Consider the following 22,157-nt stretch of genomic DNA (forward strand, 5'->3'; position numbering starts at 1 on the left):
CCGCTCGCCGACGAGGCCCGCGACGCGGTGCGCGAGGACACGCCGCGCGGGCGGCTGCGGCTCGGCACGATGGAGAGCACGGCCGCGAGCCGCCTGCCGACCGTGCTCGCGCGCTATCACCACGCGTGGCCCGACGTGTCGCTCGAGCTGCTCACAGGCACGACGGGCTGGCTGATCGACCGCGTGCGCGACTTCGAGATCGACGCCGCGCTGTTCGCGCGCCCGCCCGCGCCGGACACGCTGCCCGACACGTTCGAGACGGTGCCGATCTTCCGCGAAAACCTGGTGCTGCTCACGCCACGCGGCCATCCGCCGGTGCGCACGCCGCGCGACGTGATCCTGCCGACGCTGATCGCATTCGAGCGCGGTTGCACGTATCGCAAGTACGTCGAACAGTGGTATGCGGCGCACGGCGTCAAGCCGGCGCGCGTGCTCGAACTCGGGTCGTATCACGCGATCGTCGCGTGCGTCGCGGCGGGCGCCGGCATCGCGGTCGCACCGCGTTCGGTGCTCGACCTGCAGCCCGAGACCGGCAACATCACCGCGCACGTGATCCCCGAACTGGAAGGCATCGATACGCTGCTCGCGTGGCGACAGGGCTATGCGTCGGCGGCCTTGGCTGCGTTGCGCGATGCATTGAGCGAGGCGGCCGGGCGTCAGCCGGACGGTGCGGCGCAGCCGCCGGTCACCGTGACGGCCTGAATCGTCGGGCGGCCCGCGCACGTCGTTCCGGCCGACCAACAAAAAGACCCGACCGGCGCATGCCGATCGGGTCTTTTTCATTTCACGCGATGCCGCAACGAGACGGCATCACATCGGTCGGGACGATCAGAGCCGCTCTTCGACCCAGCCCTTCACGCCCGCCAGCGCGCCCGGCAGGTTCGCCGGCTCGGTGCCGCCTGCCTGCGCCATGTCCGGACGACCACCGCCCTTGCCGCCGACCTGCTGCGCGACGAAGTTCACGAGCTCGCCGGCCTTGACCTTCTTGCTTGCGTCGGGCGTAACGCCCGCGATCAGGCTGACCTTGCCGCCTTCGACGGCTGCCAGTACGATCGCCGCGCTCTTCAGCTTGTCCTTCAGCTTGTCGACCGTTTCGCGCAGCGTCTTCGCGTCGGCGCCGTCGAGCGTCGCGGCCAGCACGAACACGCCGCCGATTTCGACGGCCTGCTGCGCGAGCTCGTCGCCCTGGCTCGATGCGAGCTTCGACTTCAACGCGCCCAGTTCCTTCTCGAGCGACTTCACCTGGTCCTGCACCTGCGCGATACGCTGCGTGAGCTCCGACGGCTGCGCCTTCAGCGCGGCCGCGGCTTCGTTCACGCGGGCGTCGAGTTCCTGCACGTAGCGCACCGCGTTGTCGCCGGTGATCGCCTCGACACGGCGGATGCCGGCCGCGACGCCGCCTTCGACGACGATCTTGAAGAAGCCGATGTCGCCGCTGCGGCTCACGTGCGTGCCGCCGCACAGTTCGCGCGAGAAGCCGAGGTCGAGCACACGCACTTCATCGCCGTACTTCTCGCCGAACAGCGCCATCGCGCCGCCCTTCACCGCTTCGTCGTACGGCATCACGCGCACGATGCCCGGCGCGTTCGCGAGGATTTCGTTGTTGACGATCTGCTCGACGCGACGGATTTCGTCGTCGGTCATCGGTGCGTTGTGCGCGAAGTCGAAACGGGTCTTTTCCGCGTCGACCAGCGAACCCTTCTGCTGCACGTGCGCGCCGAGCACTTCGCGCAGCGCCTTGTGCATCAGGTGGGTGGCCGAGTGGTTGCGCTGCGTGCGGGCGCGGCGATGCGCGTCGATTTCCGCGCGCAGCACGTCGCCGACCTTCAGCGTGCCCTGCTCCAGCGTGCCGTGGTGGCCGATCACGTCGGCCTGCACCTTCAGCGTATCGGCCACCGCGAAGCGCGTCGCGGCGTTCGCGAGCACGCCCTGGTCGCCGACCTGGCCGCCCGATTCCGCGTAGAACGGCGTGTGGTCGAGCACGACGACCGCGTCCTGGCCGGTCTTCACTTCGTTGACCGACGAACCGTCGACGTACAGCGCGACGATCTTCGCATCGTCGAACGCGATTTCCTCATAGCCGTGGAACGTGGTCTTCGCGCCCGTGTATTCGAGGCCTTGCGCGGCCTTGAACTTGCCGGCCGCGCGCGCCTGCTCGCGCTGGCGCGCCATCGCGTCGTCGAATGCCGGCTCGTCGACCGTCATCCCGCGCTCGCGGCACACGTCGGCCGTGAGGTCGAGCGGGAAGCCGTAGGTGTCGTGCAGCTTGAACGCGAGCTCGCCGTCGAGCACCTTGCCGCCCTTCGCTTCGACGTCGGCCAGCGCGCCTTCGAGGATCGACATGCCGTGCTCGATCGTCTCGAAGAAGCGCTCTTCTTCCTGGCGCAGCACGTCGGTCACGCGCTGTTCGGCTTCCTTCAGCTCCGGATACGCGACGCCCATTTCGGCGACGAGGTCGGCCACCAGCTTGTGGAAGAACGAGCCCTTGCGGCCGAGCTTGTAGCCGTGGCGGATCGCGCGGCGCACGATCCGGCGCAGCACGTAGCCGCGGCCTTCGTTGCCGGGGATCACGCCGTCGACGATCAGGAACGAGCACGCGCGGATGTGATCGGCGATCACCTTCAGCGAGTTGTTCGTGAGGTCGCTGATTTCGGTCACGCGCGCGGCGGCCTTGATCAGGTTCTGGAACAGGTCGATCTCGTAGTTGCTGTGCACGTGCTGCAGCACCGCGGCGAGACGCTCGAGGCCCATGCCGGTGTCAACCGACTGCTTCGGCAGGCGCGTCATGTTGCCCTGCGCGTCACGGTTGAACTGCATGAACACGAGGTTCCAGATCTCGATGTAGCGGTCGCCGTCTTCCTCAGGCGACCCCGGCGGGCCGCCCCACACGTCCGGGCCGTGGTCGTAGAAGATTTCGGTACACGGGCCGCACGGGCCGGTGTCGCCCATCGTCCAGAAGTTGTCCGACGCGTAGCGCGCGCCCTTGTTGTCGCCGATGCGGATGATGCGCTCGGTCGGCACGCCGACTTCCTTCGCCCAGATGTCGTAGGCCTCGTCGTCTTCCTGGTAGACCGTGACCCACAGCTTGTCCTTCGGCAGCTGGTAGACCGTGGTCAGCAGCTCCCACGCGAACTTGATCGCGTCGTGCTTGAAGTAGTCGCCGAACGAGAAGTTGCCGAGCATCTCGAAGAACGTGTGGTGGCGCGCCGTGTAGCCGACGTTCTCGAGGTCGTTGTGCTTGCCGCCCGCGCGCACGCTGCGCTGCGCCGTCGTGGCGCGCGAGTACGGACGCGGGTCCGTACCGAGGAACACGTCCTTGAACTGGACCATGCCCGAGTTCGTGAACATCAGCGTGGGGTCGTTACCGGGCACGAGGCTCGACGAGCGGACGATCGTGTGGCCCTTCGATTCGAAGAATTTGAGGAATTTCTCGCGGATTTCGGCAGCTTTCATGGCGTGCGGGGACAGTCTGGCAAAGACGGCTTCAAACGCCGGCGCCCTTGTCGGGGCGCGCGGCGGCATGGATTCGGAAACGATCGATTATACGGGATCGGGGCCGGCTTCCGGGCAAAGCGCCGGAAAGCGGCTCGGCCATCCGGCCGTGCCGGGTGGAGCCTGTTTCCGCTAATAACGGGCTTGCGAACGTGCCTTTCCGCCCGCAGTGCAAGGAGAGAGGAGGCGCAATAGCCGTAGCTATTGCAACGACGAACGACGCCGCAATGCGGGCGGAAAGGCACGTTCCCCTGTTTTTGAAATAACTCATTCGCCGGGCTGGCCCCCAGAAGGGCCGATCGCTGCGTCATACTCCTTGCGAATACGTCGAGTATTCGCGGCGTCGCATTCCTTGCGCTCGGCCCTTCTGGGGGCCAGCGCAAGCCCGTTATTAGCGGAAACAGGCTCCAGGCCACCCGCCGGGCCGATTCGCCTTAAGATGCTCGGCATGCCAACCGGCCTTGCCCGACAAGGCCAGCCATGAAAGGAGACGATTCGACGATGGGTGCCCTGAGCCATATCCGCGTGCTGGACCTCACCCGCGTCCTCGCGGGCCCGTGGTGCGCGCAGACGCTTGCCGATTTCGGCGCGGACGTGATCAAGGTCGAGCGCCCGGGCGCCGGCGACGACACGCGCCACTGGGGGCCGCCGTACCTGAAGGACGCGGACGGCGCCGATACCGCCGAGGCCGCGTACTACCTCGCGGCGAACCGCAACAAGCGCTCGGTGACGGTCGACATCGCGACGCCCGAAGGCCAGCAGATCGTGCGCGAGCTTGCCGCGCAAAGCGACGTCGTGCTCGAGAACTACAAGGTCGGCCAGTTGAAGAAATACGGGCTCGATTACGATTCGCTGCGCGCGGTGAAGCCCGATCTCGTCTACTGCTCGGTCACCGGCTTCGGCCAGACGGGCCCGTATGCGCACCGCGCGGGCTACGACTTCATCATCCAGGGCATCGGCGGCTTCATGAGCATCACCGGCGAGCGCGACGGCGAGCCGGGCGGCGGCCCGCAGAAGGCCGGCGTCGCGATCGCCGACCTCGCGACCGGCCTCTACTCGACGATCGCGGTGCTCGCCGCGCTCGCGCACCGCGACCGGACCGGCGAAGGCCAGTACATCGACATGGCGCTGCTCGACGTGCAGGTCGCGCTGCTCGCGAACATGAACACCAACTTCCTCGCGAGCGGCAAGCCGCCGGTGCGCTGGGGCAATGCGCATCCGAACATCGTGCCGTACCAGACGTTCCAGACGCGCGACGGGTGGATCATCGTCGCGGTCGGCAACGACGGCCAGTTCCGCAAGTTCGTCGAGGCCGGCGGCCAGCCCGGGCTGGCGGACGACGAGCGTTTCGCGACGAATCCGTCGCGCGTGCGCCACCGCGACACGCTGGTGCCGATCCTCGCGGAAATGGTGAAGGCGCGCGACAAGGCCGACTGGATCGGCGCGCTCGAAGCCGCCGGCGTGCCGTGCGGCCCGATCAACGATCTCGACGAGGTGTTCGACAACGAGCAGGTCGTCGCGCGCGGGATGCAGGTGTCGCTGCCGCACCCGTGCGGCGCGGACGCGAAGCTCGTGCGCAACCCGATCCGGATGAGCGCGACGCCGCCCGAAGCACGCACGGCCCCGCCGCTGCTCGGTGCGCAGACCGACGACGTGCTGCGCGACATGCTCGGCTACGACGACGCGAAGATCGCCACGCTGCGGGCGAAACAGGCGATCTGAACGCGGTGGTCGGTGCGGGTGCGGACGGGCGCGTGGCAGCAGCCACCGCCCCGCATGGTCAATCGCGGTGAGCGAGCGCGTCGAGCCAGCCGCGTGCATCAGGCCAGTCGCCGAGCCCGCTGTCCGCGTTGATGTGGCCACGCGGGCCGATATCGTGGAATGCGCTGCCCCATGCGTTCGCGCAGGTGCGGGCGAATGCGAGCGAGCCATACGGATCGTCGCTGCTCGCAACGACGCAGGTCGGAAACGGCAGCCGTTCGGCCGGCACGGGCCCGAAGCCATGCGCGTCGGCCGGAAACGCGGGACCGTCGGGATCGGGCAGCGCGACCAGTAGCGCGCCGCGCACTTTCGCGAGCGCGGCCGGACGCGCATAGCGCGTCGCCCACCACGCGGTGGTCAGCGTGCCGAGGCTGTGACCGGCAAGCAGCACCGGCCCGCGCGCCGCTTCGACCGCGCGATCGAGCGCGAGACACCAGCCGTTGCGGAACGCCCGGTCCCAGTCGGGCATCGCGACGCGCGAGAAACGTGCATCGGCACGCTCCCAGCGGCTCTGCCAGTGAAGCGGGCCCGAATTGGCGTAGCCCGGCAGGACGAGAACGGGGAATGAGCTCATGGAAAGTGCGTCGACGAGTGAATTCGTTTTGTAGCGTCGACGCAGTGTCGCACACCCGTTCCTCCCTGATGCTGCCTGTCTGATACCGGAAGGATGTGCGTGGGGTCGGGACGCGTTGAGCATCGCGTCGCGACCGGACGACAAGCCGCGTTGCAGGCGGCTCGCGTCATGTCATCGGTCAGCGCACGTTCGCGCCGACGATACCGCCCGCCGCTGCGCCGGCGACCGTGCCGAGCGGGCCGCCCGTCCCCAGGTAGCCGAGCGCGCCGCCGGCGGCCGCGCCGATACCGGCATTGCGCTGCGTATGCGTCATGGCGCACGCGCCGAGTTGCGACAGGGCCGCGACGATCACGGCGGTACGAACGATAAACGTGGTCTTCTTCATCATGATTTTTAGTTTCCTCCCGCCGCGCGGCAACCCGAACGGCGGCATTGAATCGGTGAAGCCATCATAGGCAACGCCAAACGGCCCGGGCAATCCGATTTACGTCGTGTTACAGCCGACACAATATCGAGATAATCGGTCGAAACCCGCCCCCGCCATGCCGCAAGCCGCGCGGGACGGACCCCGGTCAGGTAGAATCACGGGATTAAACCGGCGCGACGCGCGCGCCGACACAACCTGACGCCATCCGCATGAGCACCGAACGCAACGACGCCCCCGCGGCTTCCAATTTCATCCGCAACATCATCGACGACGACAACCGCACCGGCAAATGGGGCGGCCGCGTCGAGACGCGCTTTCCGCCCGAGCCGAACGGCTATCTGCACATCGGGCACGCCAAGAGCATCTGCCTGAACTTCAGCGTCGCGCGTGACTACGGTGGCGTGTGCCACCTGCGCTTCGACGATACGAACCCGGAAAAGGAAAGCGTCGAGTACGTCGACTCGATCGTCGACGCGGTGCGCTGGCTCGGCTTCGACTGGCGCAAGGACGCGGTCGATCACCAGTACTTCGCGAGCGACTACTACGACAAGCTGTACGAGTTCGCCGAGCTGCTGATCCAGCGCGGCAAGGCGTATGTCGACAGCCAGAGCGCCGATGAAATGCGCGCGAACCGCGGCTCGCTGACGGAAGGCGGCAAGCCGTCGCCGTTCCGCGAACGCACGCCGGAAGAAAACCTCGACCTGTTCCGCCGCATGAAGGCCGGCGAATTCAAGGAAGGCGAGCACGTGCTGCGCGCGAAGATCGACATGGCTTCGCCGAACATGAACATGCGCGACCCGGTGATCTACCGGATCCGCTACGCGCACCACTACCGCACCGGCGACGCATGGTGCGTGTATCCGATGTACGACTACACGCACTGCATCTCGGATGCGCTCGAAGGCATCACGCATTCGCTGTGCACGCTCGAATTCGAGGATCACCGCCCGCTGTACGACTGGGTGCTGAACGAACTCGCGGAAGCCGGCATGTTCACGCGCCCGCTGCCGCAACAGATCGAATTCTCGCGACTGAACCTCACGTACGCGATCACCAGCAAGCGCAAGCTGCTGCAGCTCGTCACCGAAGGCCACGTCGACGGCTGGGACGACCCGCGGATGCCGACGATCGTCGGCGTGCGCCGCCGCGGCTTCACGCCGGAGAGCATCCACCTGTTCTGCGAACGGATCGGCGTGACGAAGATCGACTCGTGGATCGACATGAGCATCTTCGAAGGCGCGCTGCGCGACGACCTCGACGACAAGGCCGCGCGCACGGTCGCCGTGCTCGATCCGCTGAAGCTCGTGATCGACAACTATCCGGAAGACCTCGAGGAAGCGTGCACGGCGCCCGTGCACCCGCACCACCCGGATCGCGGCGTGCGTACGTTCCCGATCTCGCGCGAGCTGTGGATCGAGCGCGAGGACTTCGTCGAGAACCCGCCGAAGGGCTATTTCCGCCTGTTCCCGGGCAACAAGGTGCGCCTGCGCTACGGCTACGTGATCGAGTGCACGGGCTTCGACAAGGACGCCGACGGCAACGTGACGGCCGTGCACTGCAACTACTTCCCGGACAGCAAGTCGGGCACCGAAGGCGCGAACACGTACAAGGTCAAGGGCAACATCCACTGGGTCAGCGCGAAGCATGCGCAGCCGGCCGAAGTGCGGATCTACGACCGCCTGTTCAAGGAGCCGCATCCGGACGCGGGCGGCGCGAACTTCCTCGAGGCGCTGAACCCCGATTCGAAGAAGATCGTGCAGGCGTACGTCGAGCCGGGCAACGGCGACATCGCGCCGGAAACGCGCCTGCAGTTCGAGCGTCACGGCTACTTCGTGGCGGATCGTGTCGATTCGAAGCCGGGCAAGCCGGTGTTCAACCGGATCGTCGGGCTGCGTGACAGCTGGGGCAAGCCGGCGTAACGGCACGCTCCGCGCGCGGTGCGCGGCTTCGCAAGCCGCCGTCGCGCGACCATAAAAAAACCGGCTCCAGGGCCGGTTTTTTTATTGCGTGCTTCGAATCGAAGCCAGGCACATGGCAACGAAAGCCGTCGCGCTCGTCACCCACCCATCAATCGCCGATGCAAATCCACCAGCGACAGCTTCGTGCGAAACAGTCGCGCGAGGCTACGGCTGGCAAACGCATCGATGTCGCCGGGCAGGGTCCAGCGATACGCATCCATCTCCGGAATCATCGAGCCGTCGCGACGGCTTGGAAACAGCGACGTGCACGTGCACTGCGCGGGATCGATCTCGCCTTCGGCCACCTGCACCGCGAACAGGTGCAGATCCTTGTCGTGCCGGTAAGCAAAGCGGCCGAGATCGAGCAACCGGGCCGGCGCGAACACGATGCCGGTTTCCTCGAGCAGTTCACGCAGCGCCGCGTCGGCCGGCGTCTCGCCCGGCTCGCCCTGCCCTTTCGGGATGTCCCAGTGCGTGGTATCCGTCGCATGCGCGAGGAACACGCGGCCGGCGGCATCGAGGATCACGACGCCGCACGACACCGTGCGCGGCGCGGCGCCCCGCTTCATCACGCGCGTGCTCAGCGCTTCTGCAACTGCCACTTGCCCGCGTCGGTCTTGCAATAGACGGGCTTGAGCGTCATCGTCTGGCCCTTCGCGGTGATTTCGGTGGCGATTTCACGGCAGGTCTTGCCGTCCGCCTCGGTCGTGGTCGGCGTGAGCTTCGCATCGATCTGCGTGCCGCGACCGCTGCTCTGCCACGTCGTGGTCTCGCCGTCCTTGCCTTCGTCGCGCACTTGCACGACCGCCTTGGAAAGCGACGCGCGGTCAGTCTTGCTGAAGTAGCTGAGCGGCGTGTCGTTCAGGAAGTTCAGGTTGTTCTGCGCATGGGCGGGCAGCATCGCGGCTGCGCACGCGGCGCCGGCCAGCACGCGCGTGACGACGGAAAGGGATGCACGCATCGACATGTTGTTCTCCTTGGATGTTCGATCGAACGGCGCGGTGCATGCCGGCGAACCGGGGGCCGGCCATCCGGCACGCACACTGCGCCTGCCAGCGAGCGAGGATAGCATGCGTGCCGTCGGCGCCGCCTTCTAGTGGCCGGCCGGCGCGGCCGTTTGCTGATATCCGTCAGTCAGCGTACCCAGGAACGCGATCACGTCCTTGATCTCGGCCGCGTTCAGCGCGGGCTGCTCGCCGCGCTTGCGATCGAACGGCGCCTCACGGTTGATGTTCGGCCAGTAGCGCTTGGGCAGGTCGTCATAGATCTGCACCTTGCCGTGCACGACCGGATAGAACTTCTCCGGATGGATGTCGCGCTCGACGTAGAAGCGCATCACGTCCTCGAGCGTGTGATACACGCCGTTGTGGAAGAACGTCTTGCGCAGCGTGACGTTGCGCAGCGACGGCGTGCGGAACAGCCCGCAGAATTCGTCGCGGCCCTTCAGGTCGGTACGCTCGGGGCCGCACGCGCCGAGATCGTAAAAGCGCGGGTCGCGATTGACGGGCAGCGCGCGATTGCGCGGCACGGCGATCGCGATCAGCCCGAAATCGCTGAACTGCGGCGGCGTGCCGTCGAGCGCGCGCTGGCTGATGTGGCAGCTCGCGCAATTGCCCTTCTTCTCGTCGTTGAACAACTGCAGACCGCGCAATTCGGCGGGCGTGAGCTGTGCATGGCCGGCGAGATACGCGTCGTACTTGCTCGTGTACGGCGAGAACAGTTCGGGCGTCTGCTCGAACGTCTCGAGCGCGCGCAGCACGGCCTTGAACGTGGCCGCGTCGTCGTCGAGCACCTTCACGCCGAACACCGCGCGGAACTCGTCCGCATACGGCGCAGCCTTCACGGCCTGCGCCACCTTCGCGGGCGAGCTGTTCATCTCGAACGGCGACGTGAGCGGAATGCGCGCCTGCTCGGCGCCCGTGTCGACACGGCCGTCCCACGTGAGGCCGCCGGTCGGGCCCGCATCGACGCTCTCGTCGCCTTCGTCGTCGGAATCGTGGAAGTGCTCGGTGAACTGCGGCACGCCCTGCAGGTACTTCAGCGACGGCACCGCGCGAAAGCCCGGGCGCTTCATGTCGTCGCCGCCGAACTGCACGGCCAGCGCATTGGGCGGGCCGAATGCGTGATCGGGGCTGTGACACGACGCGCACGCGAGCTTGCCGGAACCTGACAGCGTAGGGTCGAAGAAAAGTTGCTTGCCGAGCGCCGTCATCCGGCGCACTCCTTCGTAAACTTGTGCCCGCGTCTGCGGCTGGTTCGTCTCGACCACCGCACCGCTGGCGGCAACCGTTGCGGACGCAACCACGTTCGCGGCGCCCGGTGCACTCGCCGCGCTCGCGGCCGGTACGGACGGCGCACCCGCTCCCGGCTGTCCGTCACAGCCGGCAAGGGTTGCAAGCGAGGTGGCCAGCGCGAATGCGCCGGTCAGGTGCAGCCACGAACGCGCGAACGCGCCGGCTGTCGGTTGGCGAGGCTTCATCGATTCGTCGGAAAGTGGGTTCAGGAGCGGCCGGAGTTTATGTCAGCCGCATGACCGTTACATGACGGCCAATCGACAGGTAATCGAAAGGACGCCTACACCCGGCTGTCAAATCGCACCCTCAAAATGCTTACAGCCGGACAAGCCACGGTTACCCTCGCGAACCGGCGGTACACGAATGCTCCGGTTCCCCACGCGACAAGAGAGAGATAGAGAGTACAACGGATGAAAAACCACGCCTGGATTCGCTTTACACCGATCGCCGTTGCCGCGGCCGCGGCCCTCACCGCCTGCGGCGGCGACGACGTGCAGCAGCAAGGCCTGTCGACGGTGAAGAACGTCGTCGTGATCTACGCGGAAAACCGCAGCTTCGACAACCTGTACGGCAATTTCCCGGGCGCGAACGGCCTGCAGAATGTGACTGCAGCAAGCGCGCAGCAGAAGGACCGCAACGGCCAGCCGCTCGCGACGCTGCCGAAGGTCTGGGGTGGCCTGACCGCGAAGGGCGTCACGCCGGCCGTGACCGAAGCGATGACGGCCAACCTGCCGAACGCACCGTTCGCGATCGACGACCCGAACGGCTTCAACACGTCGATGAGCGTGACGACGCGCGACCTGTATCACCGCTTCTACGAGAACCAGATGCAGATCAACGGCGGCAAGAACGACATGTTCGCCGCCTGGGCCGACTCGGGCGGCCTCGTGATGGGCCACTACACGCCCGACGCGACGAAGCTGCCGCTGTGGAAGATCGCGCAGCAGTTCACGCTGGCCGACAACTTCTTCATGGGCGCGTTCGGCGGCTCGTTCCTCAACCACCAGTACCTGATCTGCGCGTGCGCGCCGTTCTACGCGAACGCGGACAAGAGCCCGGCCGCCGGTTCGATCTCGGCCGTCGCCGCAGACGGCAAGTCGCTGCAGCTCGCGACCAACTCGCCGGCCTCCGCGCTCGACGGCATTCCGAAGTTCGTGAACTCGGGCAACCTGACGCCGGACTTCTACGCGATCAACACGATGCAGCCGCCGTACCAGCCGAGCGGCAACAAAGCGGCATCGGGTGGCGATCCGAACCTCGCCGACCCGTCGGCCGCGTCGACGCTGCCGCCGCAATCGCAACAGAACATCGGCGACCTGCTGACCAACGCGGGCGTGTCGTGGGCATGGTACGGCGGTGCGTGGAGCCAGGCGCTGCAGGCCGCGCAAAGCGGCACGGCGAACGTGATCTACGGCCCGAACATGACGGCGCCGAACTTCCAGCCGCACCACCAGCCGTTCAACTACTACGCGAACCAGGCACCGGGCAGCGCAAGCCGCGCGCAGCACTTGCTCGACGGCGGCACCGACGGCAGCGAGTTCCTCAAGGCGATCGACGCGGGCACGCTGCCGCAGGTCTCGTTCTACAAGCCGCAGGGCAACCTGAACGAACACGCGGGCTACACGGACGTATCGAGCGGCGACCAGCACATCGCGAACCTGATCGCCCACCTGCAGGCCAGCCCGCAGTGGAAGAACATGGTCGTGGTCGTCACGTACGACGAAAACGGCGGCTTCTGGGATCACGTGTCGCCGCCGAAGGGCGACCGCTGGGGCCCGGGCACGCGGATTCCGGCACTCATCGTGTCGCCGTTCTCGAAGAAGGGTTTCGTCGACCACACGCAGTACGACACCGCGTCGATCCTGCGCTTCATCACGCGCCGCTTCTCGCTGCCGCGCCTCACGGGCCTGCAACAGCGCGACGACGCGCTGAAGGCCAACGGCGGGCAGCCGATGGGCGACCTGACGAACGCACTGCAACTGTCGCCGAACCTGTAACGGCCGAGCGGCACTGCGATGCACCGGCCGGCGCGATGCCGGCCACGACATGACAAAGGGCGGCTTCGGCCGCCCTTTGTCATTGCGCCAACGTCAACGCAAGCACGTACGCGCCGCGTCACCCGCCGTGCTTCAGCCCGACGCCATCGAGTGCGATCGCCAGAATCATCGCGCGTGCGTTCGGTGGCGTCGGCCGTCCGCTCGGGCGGAACACGTCGTCCCCGCACGCGATCCGCGCGCCCGACAGCACGCAGACCCCGGCCTGCCGTGCGCGCCCCGGTTTCCAGTGCTGCTCGCCGAAATGCGCACGCCCCGGTTCGACCCAGCGCACGACCAGCAGCTGCGCCGAGCGCTCGAGCACCTGGACGTGCGGGCGAGCCGTCGACACGCGCGGACGATCGAGCGCCGCCGCCAGGATCATCGCATTCGGCTCGAATGGCGCCCGCCCGCGCGGACTGAACACAGCATCGCCGCAGACGATCTTCTCGCCCGACAGCGCGCAGTGGCCCGAGCGAAGCGCGCGCCCGGGCGCCCAGCGCTGTTCCGCGCCGCCCGGCCCAGGCCAGCGCACGATCAGCATCTCGTCCGAATACGCGAGTACCTGCACACGCGCATTCATTCGACACCACGCATCGGGCAGCCATTCGCCGTCGGACGCGCCTCGGCACGCGGGCTACCACCCATACTTCAGCTCGACCCCGACATAGTCGGCGTTGTGTCCGCCCGCCTGGCGGATCGCATCGCCGACCTGGAAATGCACGGCCTCGATCGCACCGATCAGGTTCGCGGCGATGGTCCAGTCCGCCCGCAGCTGCACGTACATCCCGGTCCACAACCCGCCCTTGCCCGCCGTGCCCGGCACCACCGCGTTGCCCTGCTGGTAGACCGCGTCGCCGGTCGTCTCGCGCCACTGGAACCCGAGCGCGCCGAGCAGCGACAGGTTCGGCGACGGCTTCAGCGTCACCGACGGCTTCACGTGGATCAGGTTCGAATACCCGGTGAAGCCGGCCAGCGTGAAGTAATAGCCGTTCGGAAACAGCGGGTTGAAGGTTTCGACACGGCCGTCGTGCGGATGCCGGTCGCCCGACGCCGCGTCGACCTGCAGCGCGATGCGCGGCGACCACGGCGCGTCGAGCCGGTAGCCGGCGATCGAGCCGACCGCCCATGCGCGGATCGTGCTGCTGCCGACCGTGCCCGTCTGCAGCATCGTTTCGAGATCCCAGTCGAAGCGGCCCTGCGTCCCGGTGTAACGCAGATCCCAGACGTCGCGACGCTCCGCGCCGCTCGCATCGAGAAAGCGCGCGTTGCTGCGGTTGTAGCGCGACCAGTAGCCCGACAGGTCGCCGGGCCCCACCGACTGCCGCTCGAAGCGCACGCCGCTGAACGTGAGGTCGCGGTTCGACACATCGTCGAACGTGGACACGCTGCGGTTCTGCACCGGCTGCGTCGCATACGCGATGAAACGCCACTTCCGGTATTCGTAGTCGGCCCATAGCGCATCGAACGCCTGCCGCACGTTCGGGCCGTCGCGCGCGGCGATGAAGCGCTGCAGGTCGAACGCCATCTCCTGGCGGCCGACGCGGAACTTGAACGTGCCGCCGCCGAGCGCGCCCGTGTAGGTCGCGAACGCCTGCTCGAGATCGAGCGGGTTCCTGTCGACCGGCGAGATCGTGTTCTTGCCGTACGCGCGGTCGTCCTGCAACTGCACGAAGAACTGCCAGTGCTGACCGAGATGCGCATCGGCATGCACTTCGACGCGCTGGATCAGGTACGTATCCGATTGCGCGGAACCGATGCCGAACAGCGGCGCGTCGTTGGTCTCGAGACGCTCGCGCAGGTTCACGCCGAGCGACAGATAGGAAGCCGGATCGTTGCCCAGCGGAATGTATTTCAGGCCGTCGAGCGGTGCGCGCGGCACGCACGGATTCGCGAGCACCGACCAGTCTTCCTGCCAGCGGTTGAACAGCACGGTCGGCCGCTTGGCCGTGCACGTCGATGCGGTGCCGTCGGTGGCCGAAGCCGAAGCCGATGCTGGCGACGATTCCGCGAACGCAACGCCACGCCCGGCGAGCAGCAGCCCCGCGACGACGGATGCGCGTGCCGCACGATCGAAGCGGCGGCCACGATGCGGCCGCTCCCGCTGCAAGGTCATGCGCGCTCCTTCGCAATTGCACCCGCGGATTGCGCCGCGCACAGCGCGAGCACCGCAAGCGCGCAAACGGGTGCGAGCAGCGCCAGAAAGCCGATCGTGCGAAACCCGAGCGCGCCGCAGGCCGCGCCGAGCGCGAACGCGACGATCGCCGGCAGCATCTTCGCGAACCGCGCGCGGGCCGCCGTGCGCACGCTGTCGGCCGTGCCGGCGGACAGCATGTCGACGACGTCGAGGATCGCCTGCGTGACGTTGCCGGTCATCACCGTGTTCGGCACACCCGCACGCGGGATCACGCGCGGATGCGCGTTCTGCACGCCCATCGCGAACGTGCCGACGATGCCGGCCACGAGCGCCGGCAGGCTGTCGGGATGCGTGACGGGCGTCGCCCACACGCCGGCCGCGCAAAAGCCGAGCAGCAGCACGGCCTGCACCGCATGCAGCGTGCGCGTGCCCTGCCATGCGGGCCGCCCCGACATCGACCGCGCGATCAGGCTGCTCGCGATCACGCCGCACACGAACGCGGGAAACACGCTGAGCTTCAGCACGACACCCTGGCCGAAGCCCGCGATGCCCGCGCCGATCAGCACGAAGTTGCCGGTCACGTGTGCGGTGAACAGCCCGAACAGCGCGACGAAGCTCAGCGTGTCGACGAAGCCGGCCACCGCGGCAAGGATCGTGTCCTCGTGCTTCATCGCGCCGCGCTCGCGTGGATCTCGGCGACATAGCCGCCCGGGAACTGCACGAGCGCCGCATCCCGGCCGTCCGACGTGAACGGCGGCACGAGCACGGTCACGCCGGCGGCCTGCGCCTTCTTCAGCGTCGCGGCGAGATCGGGCACTTCGTAGCCGGTCATCTCGCGGCCGAACGGGTAAGGCAGGTGGCCGTCGGTCACGAGCACGGTCATCTTGCCGAAGCCCGATTCGATGCGAATGCGGCGGTACGTGTCGTTCGGCCGGCCGATCTCGATGCCCGGCGCCTTGAGCGTGTCGGACACCACCTTGCCGTTCGAGAACTTGACGAAATCGTGCACCAGCTTGCGCACGCTTTCCGGCGAGACGTACACGCGGTTCTCCGGCACCGTCTCCAGCGCATCGTAGTGCGGTGCTTCGGTATGCCAATAGAGTTGCATGTTCAGCCCGCCGGTCCAGCGGATGATCGCGTCGCGGCCGATCGGATCGGGGAACGAGTCGACGATCACGTCCGCGCCGTGCGCGCGCGCCGTCTTCACCGCGACGTCGAGATCGGTGACGAGATAGCCGGTGCGCTCCGAGCAGAACGGATACGGAATCGGCGTCTTGAAGCCGAATACCGAGATCGTGCCGACCGGCGTGAGCACGAGCTGCGACATCGTCTGGCTCGGCGTGGGCGTGACCTGGAACACGCCCTGCTTCGACTTCTTGCCGCCGAACGTCGCGACGAAGCTGTCGGTGAAGCGGTCGAAGTCTTCCGGCGCCACGCACACGTGCGTCGTGTCGTACTGCGGCCCGACGGCCAGCACCGGCACCGGTGCTGCCGGAACCGGCGGTTTCGCGAACGACGCCGGCGCCGCGACGCAGCCGGCCGCGAGCGTCAGCGCACACAGTGCGGAACGAATGGTTGTCATGATCAGGTTTCCTTGTTGTGTCATCGAAGGGTGCAAGCGGTCACGCGCGGCCGTCGCCGTCCGCGCGCTTCGCATCGGCGAGCCGGGTCGCGAGCACGAGTGCGGCGATCAGCCCGAGATGCTCGAAAAACTGTTGAGCGCCATGAAATGCTCGGCGCCCGTGCGGGTCCAGAAATCGTTGGCCACCGCCATCGCGACCAGCGTCAGCATGGCGAGGCTGCCCGCGCCGAGCCACGTGAAGCGGCCCAGCACGATGCACAGCGAGCCGGCGATCTCGACCGCGATCGCGAGTGCCGCCCATAGCGCGGCCGGCTGCAGCCCGAAATGCGCCTGCTCCGCGACCGCGCCGTTGAAGTCCAGCGCCTTCGCGACACCGCCGATCAGGTACGCGGACACCAGCGCCAGCCGCGCGAGCGGCAGGACCCAAGGCTGCGCCAGCAGCGCGCGGACCCACGCCGGGTTGCCGGCGCCGACGTGATGGGTCGGGGTCGCCATGTCAGACCGCCCAGCACGAACAGCCGAACGCGCCCCAGAAGCCCTTTGCGTCCGACGTCGGCAACGCGCGGCCCCATGCGCCGGCATGCGCATGACCGTGGACGTTGCAGGCGCTCGCGCAGCCGCACATCGCGGCGGCGGCCGCACGCTGCAGCGGTGCACCGTTGCGCTGCGTCGCGCCCCAGCCGCCGTAGCCGCCGTACTCGCGCACCGGCGACCAGTCGGGCATCGCGGGCGGAATCGGCGCATCGTGCGACGCGAACGGCCCCGCGCCCCACACGATCCGGCCGCCGACCACCGTCAGCAATGCAGTCGTATCGACGATATCGTCCTCCGCACACGTGAAGAAATCGCGATCCGGGACCATCAGGTCGGCGAGCTGGCCGACCGCGATGCGCCCTTTCTTCCCCTCTTCGTTCGAGAACCACGTCACGTACTCGGTCCACATGCACAGCGCGGTCTCGCGATCGAGCAGGTTGCGCTGCGGATACATCCGCAGGCCGCCGACCGTCTTGCCCGTCACGAGCCACGCGAGCGACACCCACGGGTTGTACGACGCCACGCGCGTCGCGTCGGTGCCGGCCGACACCTTGATCCCCTTGTCGAGCATCTTCGCGACGGGCGGCGTCGCCTCCGCGGCCTGCGCGCCATAGCGCTCGACGAAGTACTCGCCCTGGTACGCCATCCGGTGCTGCACTGCAATGCCGCCGCCGAGCGCGGCGATCCGGTCCATCGATTTCTCTGAGACCGTTTCCGCATGATCGAAGAACCAGTTCAGCCCGTCGAGCGGAATATCGCGGTTCACCTTCTCGAACACGTCGAGCGCACGGCTGATCGTTTCGTCGTAGGTCGCATGCATGCGCCACGGCCAGCGGTTCTGCGCGAGCACGCGCACGACGCCTTCGAGATCGTCCTCCATCTGCGCCGGCAGGTCCGGGCGCGCGACGCGGAAATCCTCGAAATCGGCCGCCGAAAACACCAGCATCTCGCCCGCGCCGTTGTGGCGGAAGTAGTCGGTGCCGTCGTGATACTTGACGCTCTTCGTCCAGTTCACGAAGTCTTCCTTCTCCGCGTTCGGCTTCTGCGTGAACAGGTTGTACGCGATCCGCACCGTCATCTCGCCCGCGTCGTGCAGCTTGCGGATCACTTCGTAATCGTCGGGATAATTCTGCGACCCGCCGCCTGCGTCGATCACGCCCGTCACGCCAAGACGATTGAGTTCGCGCATGAAGTGGCGCGTCGAGTTGTACTGGTAGTCGAACGGCAGCTTCGGGCCTTTCGCGAGCGTCGCGTAAAGGATCGTCGCGTTCGGGTTCGCGAGCAGCAGCCCGGTCGGGTTGCCCGCTGCGTCGCGCAGGATCGTGCCGCCCGGCGGCTCCGGCGTGTCCTTCGTGTAGCCGACCACCCGCAGTGCGGCCGCATTCAGCAGCGCGCGGTCGTACAGATGTAGGATGAACACCGGCGTATCGGGTGCGACGGCATTGAGTTCGTCGATCGTCGGCAGGCGCTTCTCCACGAACTGGTGTTCGGTGAAGCCGCCAACCACGCGCACCCATTGCGGCGCAGGCGTGATCGCGACCTGGTGCTTCAGCATCTCCATCGCGACCGCGAGCGAACGCACACCCTCCCAGCGCAGCTCGAGGTTGTAGTTCAGGCCGCCGCGAATCACGTGCGTGTGGTTGTCGATCAGGCCCGGCAGCACGCTGCGGCAATCGAGATCGACGACCTTCGTCGCGCGGCCCGCGAGCGGCACGATGTCCGCGTCGGCGCCGACCGCGACGAAGCGGCCGTCCCTGATCGCCACGGCGGTGGCGACGGGGTTCGCACGATCGAGCGTCGTGATGCGCCCGTTGTGCAGGATGAGATCGGGTTGAGTAGCGGTTGCGCTCATGAAGTGTCCTCGATGCGGTCAGAAGCCGAGCCAGTGACGGACCGGCGCGATGGCCTGGGCGCCGATCAGCATGCCGGCCAGGCCGACCAGCGCGATCAGCGGCGGTGCCGGCGAACGCACCTTGATCACGCTGTACACGACGCCGATCAACACGCCGGCGCCCAACGAAAGTAGATAAGATTCCATAACGATTTTTCTCCCGGCCGGATTAGAATCACCTGCATCGCACGCCCGCTTTCGCGGTGCGCTGCATCCGTTCCGCTTCCCTGCCATTCATCCCGACCATGCAACACCTTCCTGATCTCGAAGCCTGGGCCATCTTTGCGCGCGTCGCGGAGACCGGTTCGTTCGCGAAAGCCGCCGACCTGCTCGGCGTCTCGCAGCCGACCGTGTCGAAGGCGATCGCGCGCCTCGAAAAACGCCTCGGCGCGATGCTGCTGTACCGCACGTCGCGCAAGCTGTCGCTCACGCCGACCGGCGAACTGCTGCGCGACCGCGCGATCCGCCTGCTCGCCGATGCCGAGCTGATCGAAAGCGAAGCGTCCGCGCAGGCGCTCGAACCGCACGGCCTCGTGCGCGTGAATGCGCCGATGTCGTTCGGGCTGCGCCATCTGTCGCCGGTGCTGCCCGCGTTTCTCGAACGCTATCCGCGCGTCGACATCGACCTCGTGCTCACCGATCACATCGTCGACATCGTGTCCGGCGGCTTCGACGTCGCGATCCGCATCGCCGAGCTGAGCGATTCGTCGCTGCGCTCGCGCCGGCTCTGCGCGGTGCGCCGGCCGCTCGTCGCGTCGCCCGCGTACCTCGACCGGCGTGGCCGCCCCACTCACCCGCGCGACATCGAACAGCACGTGTGCCTCACCTACACGAACCTGCCGACGCCCGAACACTGGCGCTTCCGCCAACCGGCATCGGGCGACGAAGTCGGCGTATCCGTGCACGGCCGCATTCGCACCAACAACGCGGACGTGATCGTTCCCGCGCTCATCGCCGGTCACGGCCTCGCCCTGCAGCCCGAGTTCCTGGTGTGGGAAGCGATGCAGAGCGGCGAGCTGGAGGAAGTGATGTCGGACTGGAAGATCGCCGACATCAACGTCAACCTCGTCACGCCGCCCGGCATGCTGCGCGCCGCGCGCGTGACGGTGCTGCTCGACTTCCTCGCGGAGCACTTCGCGCACGCGCCGTGGGCGCTGCCCGCAACCTGAACACGCAACGGCCGGCGCCAGCGGATCGCCGCGGCCGGCCGTTGCCACGATCGCGGCCGGGGTCCGTTACTTCGCCGGTACCGCCGCGATCGACTCGTGCGTCGTCGCGGTGCGTTGCGCGGCCTTGTGAACCATCGTGTACGCGTAGTCGACACCCATCCCGTACGCACCCGAGTGCTCCTTCGCGATCGCCATCACGGCGTCGTAGCTGTCGCGGCGCGCCCAGTCGCGCTGCCATTCGAGCAGGACCTGCTGCCACGTGACGGGCACGACACCGGCCTGCACCATCCGCTGCATCGCGAAGTCGTGCGCGGCCTGCGACGTGCCACCCGATGCGTCGGCCACCATGTAGATCTCGTAGTCGCCTTCGAGCATCGCGCACAGCGCGAACGTCGTATTGCAGACTTCCGTCCAGAGACCCGACACGACGACCTTCTTGCGGCCGTTCGCGGCAAGCGCGTCGCGCACCTTCTGGTCGTCCCACGAGTTCATCGACGTGCGTTCGAGTGTCTTCTGGTTCGGGAACACGTCGAGCAGCTCGGGGAAGGTATGGCCGGAGAAAGCCTCGGTCTCGACCGTCGTGATCGTGGTCGGCACGTTGAACGCCTTCGCCGCCTTCGCGAGCCCGACGACGTTGTTCTTCAGCGTCTGGCGATCGATCGACTGCACGCCGAACGCCATTTGCGGCTGCTGGTCGATGAAGATCAGCTGGCTGTTCTGCGGAGTCAGTACTTCAAGTTTCGGATTGCTCATGGCGCAAGGTGTCCTGTGAACGAAAAAAGGGGGGCCTGCCTCGACCGTGAAAGCGGGAGGAGCCAGAGGTACGTCGGCGCCGGACATTCATCCGGGCCCAAATATTTAAGCCGCAAACGCGCGGCGCGAACACCCAAGAAACGGAATCGATCCGATTCCTGAATCGATGCCTGTTCGGGGCTGCCCGCCCTTTTTTTCTTCACGCAAACCCGATACGCTTTCAAGACCTTGACGGCGTGCACCGCGCCGCTCGTCTGCCATCACGGGACGCCCGCCATGAAACCGTATTTCCTCTCGCTGCTTGCCGGCATCCTCGCCGGCGTCATCTACGGCGCGCTCGGCGTGAACTCGCCGGCCCCGCCGATCATCGCGCTCACCGGCCTGCTCGGCATGCTGGCCGGCGAACAGATCCTGCCCGTCGCGCGCCGGATGCTTTCCGGACACCGGCTGAACACCGCATGGCGCGATGCACAATGCAGCCAGCACATGTTCGGCGCGCTGCCCGGCGGCACCCCGAACGACCGCAAGCCGTCGTGACGCAACCGTTCGCCGCCGGCCACGCATGACCAACGTCGAGCTGTTTCATTACCTGCTGTTGTTGATCTGCGGGGCGGGCGCACTCACGTGGCTCGCCGAGCGGATTTCGATTCCGCCGGCCGTCGTGCTGCTGCTCGGCGGCTGCGTGGTCGCGGTCGCCGGCAAGCGCGTGCCCGACATGGACCCGGCGCTGCTGCTCGCGGCCGTGCTGCCGCCGCTGCTGATGTCGAGCGGGTTCTACACCGCATGGAAGGAATTCCGCCAGGAGCTTGCGTCGATCGCATCGCTCGCGCTCGGCGCGGTGGTGTTCACGACCGTCGCGGTCGCGCTCGCGGTGCATGCCGTGAACCCGGCGCTGCCGTGGGCCGCCTGCTTCACGCTCGGCGCGATCGTGTCGCCGCCGGACGCGGTCGCCGCGAAAGCGATCCTGCAGCGCCACCCGCTGCCCGCGCGGCTCGTCGCGGTGCTCGAAGGCGAAAGCCTCGTCAACGATGCGTCGGGCCTGCTGCTGTACCAGATGGCCGTGTCGGCCGCGCTCGCCGTGTCGATCACGGCCGCGAGCGCCACCGGGCTGTTCTTCTCGCTCACGCTGATCGGCATCGCGGTTGGCCTTGCGTGCGGCCACGCGATGAGCTGGGTGCTGCCGCGCCTGCGCGACCCGATGCTCGGCATCGTCGTGACCTTCGCGATGGCGTGGGGCAGCTACGGGATCGCCGAAGCCGTCGACGGCTCGGGTGTGCTGTCGGTCGTCACCTGCGGCCTCGTGCTCGGCGTGCGCCAGCATCGCGTGTTCGACGCCGACATGCGGATCAAGGCGAAGGCGACGTGGGAAGCGATCGTGTTCGTGCTCGACGCGCTCGTGTTCATCCTGATCGGCCTCGCGCTGCACGCGATCCTCGCGCGCGTGAACCACGAAGGCGCGGTGCTGATGGCCGGCCTGCGCGTCGCGCTGCCCGCCACCGCCGCCGCGATCGGCGCGCGCATCGTCTGGGTGTTCGTCGCGATGTGGCTGCCG

Annotated in this window: 20 protein-coding genes and 1 pseudogene; 7 read left to right on the forward strand and 14 right to left on the reverse strand. The window is 67.4% G+C overall.

Annotation, left to right across the window (positions count from 1 at the left end; genetic code table 11):
* Nucleotides 1-702 (forward strand): LysR substrate-binding domain-containing protein (locus G3N93_RS13090; RefSeq protein ID WP_206133194.1); only part of this gene is annotated, 702 nt, incomplete at its 5' end.
* A gap of 126 nt (nucleotides 703-828) precedes the next feature.
* On the opposite strand, the gene alaS is transcribed toward G3N93_RS13090, so the two are convergent.
* Nucleotides 829-3,453: an alanine--tRNA ligase gene (gene alaS, locus G3N93_RS13095; protein WP_174934632.1), complete on the reverse strand. Its 2,625-nt coding sequence runs from the start codon at nucleotides 3,451-3,453 to the stop codon at nucleotides 829-831.
* Between the two features lie 540 nt (nucleotides 3,454-3,993).
* On the opposite strand from alaS, the gene G3N93_RS13100 reads away from it, so the two are divergent.
* Nucleotides 3,994-5,214 (forward strand): CaiB/BaiF CoA-transferase family protein, encoded by a 1,221-nt coding sequence (locus G3N93_RS13100; RefSeq protein ID WP_174934634.1) that lies wholly within the window; start codon nucleotides 3,994-3,996, stop codon nucleotides 5,212-5,214.
* Between the two features lie 58 nt (nucleotides 5,215-5,272).
* On the opposite strand, the gene G3N93_RS13105 is transcribed toward G3N93_RS13100, so the two are convergent.
* Together G3N93_RS13105 and G3N93_RS13110 are read right to left on the reverse strand one after the other, a co-directional pair.
* Nucleotides 5,273-5,827 (reverse strand): alpha/beta hydrolase, encoded by a 555-nt coding sequence (locus tag G3N93_RS13105; protein ID WP_174934636.1) that lies wholly within the window; start codon nucleotides 5,825-5,827, stop codon nucleotides 5,273-5,275.
* Nucleotides 5,828-6,005: 178 nt separating this feature from the next.
* Nucleotides 6,006-6,215, reverse strand: a complete 210-nt coding sequence (locus G3N93_RS13110; protein WP_206133195.1) for an ornithine acetyltransferase — start codon at nucleotides 6,213-6,215, stop codon at nucleotides 6,006-6,008.
* 248 nt (nucleotides 6,216-6,463) lie between these two features.
* On the opposite strand from G3N93_RS13110, the gene G3N93_RS13115 reads away from it, so the two are divergent.
* The gene (locus G3N93_RS13115; protein WP_174988956.1) at nucleotides 6,464-8,173 is read left to right on the forward strand and encodes a glutamine--tRNA ligase/YqeY domain fusion protein; all 1,710 of its coding nucleotides are present in this window, start codon (nucleotides 6,464-6,466) and stop codon (nucleotides 8,171-8,173) included.
* A gap of 137 nt (nucleotides 8,174-8,310) precedes the next feature.
* Here the strand turns inward: G3N93_RS13115 and G3N93_RS13120 are convergent, their stop codons facing one another.
* The 3 genes from G3N93_RS13120 to G3N93_RS13130 all read right to left on the reverse strand — a co-directional run bounded on the left by G3N93_RS13120 (nucleotide 8,311) and on the right by G3N93_RS13130 (nucleotide 10,691).
* A complete protein-coding gene (locus tag G3N93_RS13120; RefSeq protein WP_174935227.1) occupies nucleotides 8,311-8,781 on the reverse strand; it encodes an NUDIX hydrolase in 471 nt (156 codons plus the stop codon).
* An 11-nt stretch (nucleotides 8,782-8,792) separates the two neighbouring features.
* Nucleotides 8,793-9,179: a hypothetical protein gene (locus G3N93_RS13125; RefSeq protein ID WP_174934639.1), complete on the reverse strand. Its 387-nt coding sequence runs from the start codon at nucleotides 9,177-9,179 to the stop codon at nucleotides 8,793-8,795.
* A gap of 126 nt (nucleotides 9,180-9,305) precedes the next feature.
* Nucleotides 9,306-10,691, reverse strand: coding sequence for a cytochrome-c peroxidase (locus G3N93_RS13130; protein ID WP_174934641.1), 1,386 nt, complete (start codon nucleotides 10,689-10,691; stop codon nucleotides 9,306-9,308).
* Nucleotides 10,692-10,916: 225 nt separating this feature from the next.
* On the opposite strand from G3N93_RS13130, the gene G3N93_RS13135 reads away from it, so the two are divergent.
* Nucleotides 10,917-12,503, forward strand: a complete 1,587-nt coding sequence (locus tag G3N93_RS13135) for an acid phosphatase (protein ID WP_174934643.1) — start codon at nucleotides 10,917-10,919, stop codon at nucleotides 12,501-12,503.
* 118 nt (nucleotides 12,504-12,621) lie between these two features.
* Here the strand turns inward: G3N93_RS13135 and G3N93_RS42440 are convergent, their stop codons facing one another.
* The 7 genes and pseudogenes from G3N93_RS42440 to G3N93_RS13170 all read right to left on the reverse strand — a co-directional run bounded on the left by G3N93_RS42440 (nucleotide 12,622) and on the right by G3N93_RS13170 (nucleotide 18,830).
* The gene (locus G3N93_RS42440) at nucleotides 12,622-13,122 is read right to left on the reverse strand and encodes a DUF3331 domain-containing protein (protein WP_174945969.1); all 501 of its coding nucleotides are present in this window, start codon (nucleotides 13,120-13,122) and stop codon (nucleotides 12,622-12,624) included.
* A 54-nt stretch (nucleotides 13,123-13,176) separates the two neighbouring features.
* Nucleotides 13,177-14,655: an alginate export family protein gene (locus G3N93_RS13145; protein ID WP_206133196.1), complete on the reverse strand. Its 1,479-nt coding sequence runs from the start codon at nucleotides 14,653-14,655 to the stop codon at nucleotides 13,177-13,179.
* The gene (locus tag G3N93_RS13150) at nucleotides 14,652-15,347 is read right to left on the reverse strand and encodes a YoaK family protein (RefSeq protein WP_206133197.1); all 696 of its coding nucleotides are present in this window, start codon (nucleotides 15,345-15,347) and stop codon (nucleotides 14,652-14,654) included. The genes G3N93_RS13145 and G3N93_RS13150 overlap by 4 nt, the downstream gene beginning before the upstream one ends.
* Nucleotides 15,344-16,258: a VOC family protein gene (locus tag G3N93_RS13155; RefSeq protein WP_174934651.1), complete on the reverse strand. Its 915-nt coding sequence runs from the start codon at nucleotides 16,256-16,258 to the stop codon at nucleotides 15,344-15,346. Before G3N93_RS13155 ends, G3N93_RS13150 begins: the two co-directional genes overlap by 4 nt.
* Before the next feature lie 40 nt (nucleotides 16,259-16,298).
* Nucleotides 16,299-16,753: pseudogene (locus G3N93_RS13160) on the reverse strand (DoxX family protein).
* 1 nt (nucleotide 16,754) lies between these two features.
* Entirely contained in the window at nucleotides 16,755-18,644 is a 1,890-nt protein-coding gene (locus G3N93_RS13165; RefSeq protein ID WP_206133198.1) for an amidohydrolase, read from the reverse strand.
* An 18-nt stretch (nucleotides 18,645-18,662) separates the two neighbouring features.
* On the reverse strand, nucleotides 18,663-18,830 hold the full coding sequence (locus G3N93_RS13170; RefSeq protein WP_043182444.1) for a DUF1427 family protein: 168 nt from the start codon (nucleotides 18,828-18,830) through the stop codon (nucleotides 18,663-18,665).
* 98 nt (nucleotides 18,831-18,928) lie between these two features.
* Between G3N93_RS13170 and G3N93_RS13175 the strand changes: the two genes are divergently transcribed.
* The gene (locus G3N93_RS13175; protein ID WP_174945961.1) at nucleotides 18,929-19,852 is read left to right on the forward strand and encodes a LysR family transcriptional regulator; all 924 of its coding nucleotides are present in this window, start codon (nucleotides 18,929-18,931) and stop codon (nucleotides 19,850-19,852) included.
* Nucleotides 19,853-19,918: 66 nt separating this feature from the next.
* Here G3N93_RS13175 and G3N93_RS13180 read toward each other — a convergent pair whose 3' ends face one another.
* Nucleotides 19,919-20,605, reverse strand: coding sequence for a hydrolase (locus G3N93_RS13180; RefSeq protein ID WP_206133199.1), 687 nt, complete (start codon nucleotides 20,603-20,605; stop codon nucleotides 19,919-19,921).
* 276 nt (nucleotides 20,606-20,881) lie between these two features.
* Between G3N93_RS13180 and G3N93_RS13185 the strand changes: the two genes are divergently transcribed.
* Both G3N93_RS13185 and G3N93_RS13190 read left to right on the forward strand, forming a co-directional pair.
* Complete coding sequence (locus G3N93_RS13185) at nucleotides 20,882-21,142, forward strand: XapX domain-containing protein (protein WP_041493055.1); 261 nt, start codon at nucleotides 20,882-20,884, stop codon at nucleotides 21,140-21,142.
* Between the two features lie 25 nt (nucleotides 21,143-21,167).
* Nucleotides 21,168-22,157: sodium:proton antiporter (locus tag G3N93_RS13190; protein ID WP_206133200.1), on the forward strand; the 990-nt coding region annotated here is incomplete at its 3' end.

The organism is Burkholderia sp. Se-20378 (assembly GCF_017104665.1).
GTDB lineage: Bacteria > Pseudomonadota > Gammaproteobacteria > Burkholderiales > Burkholderiaceae > Burkholderia > Burkholderia lata.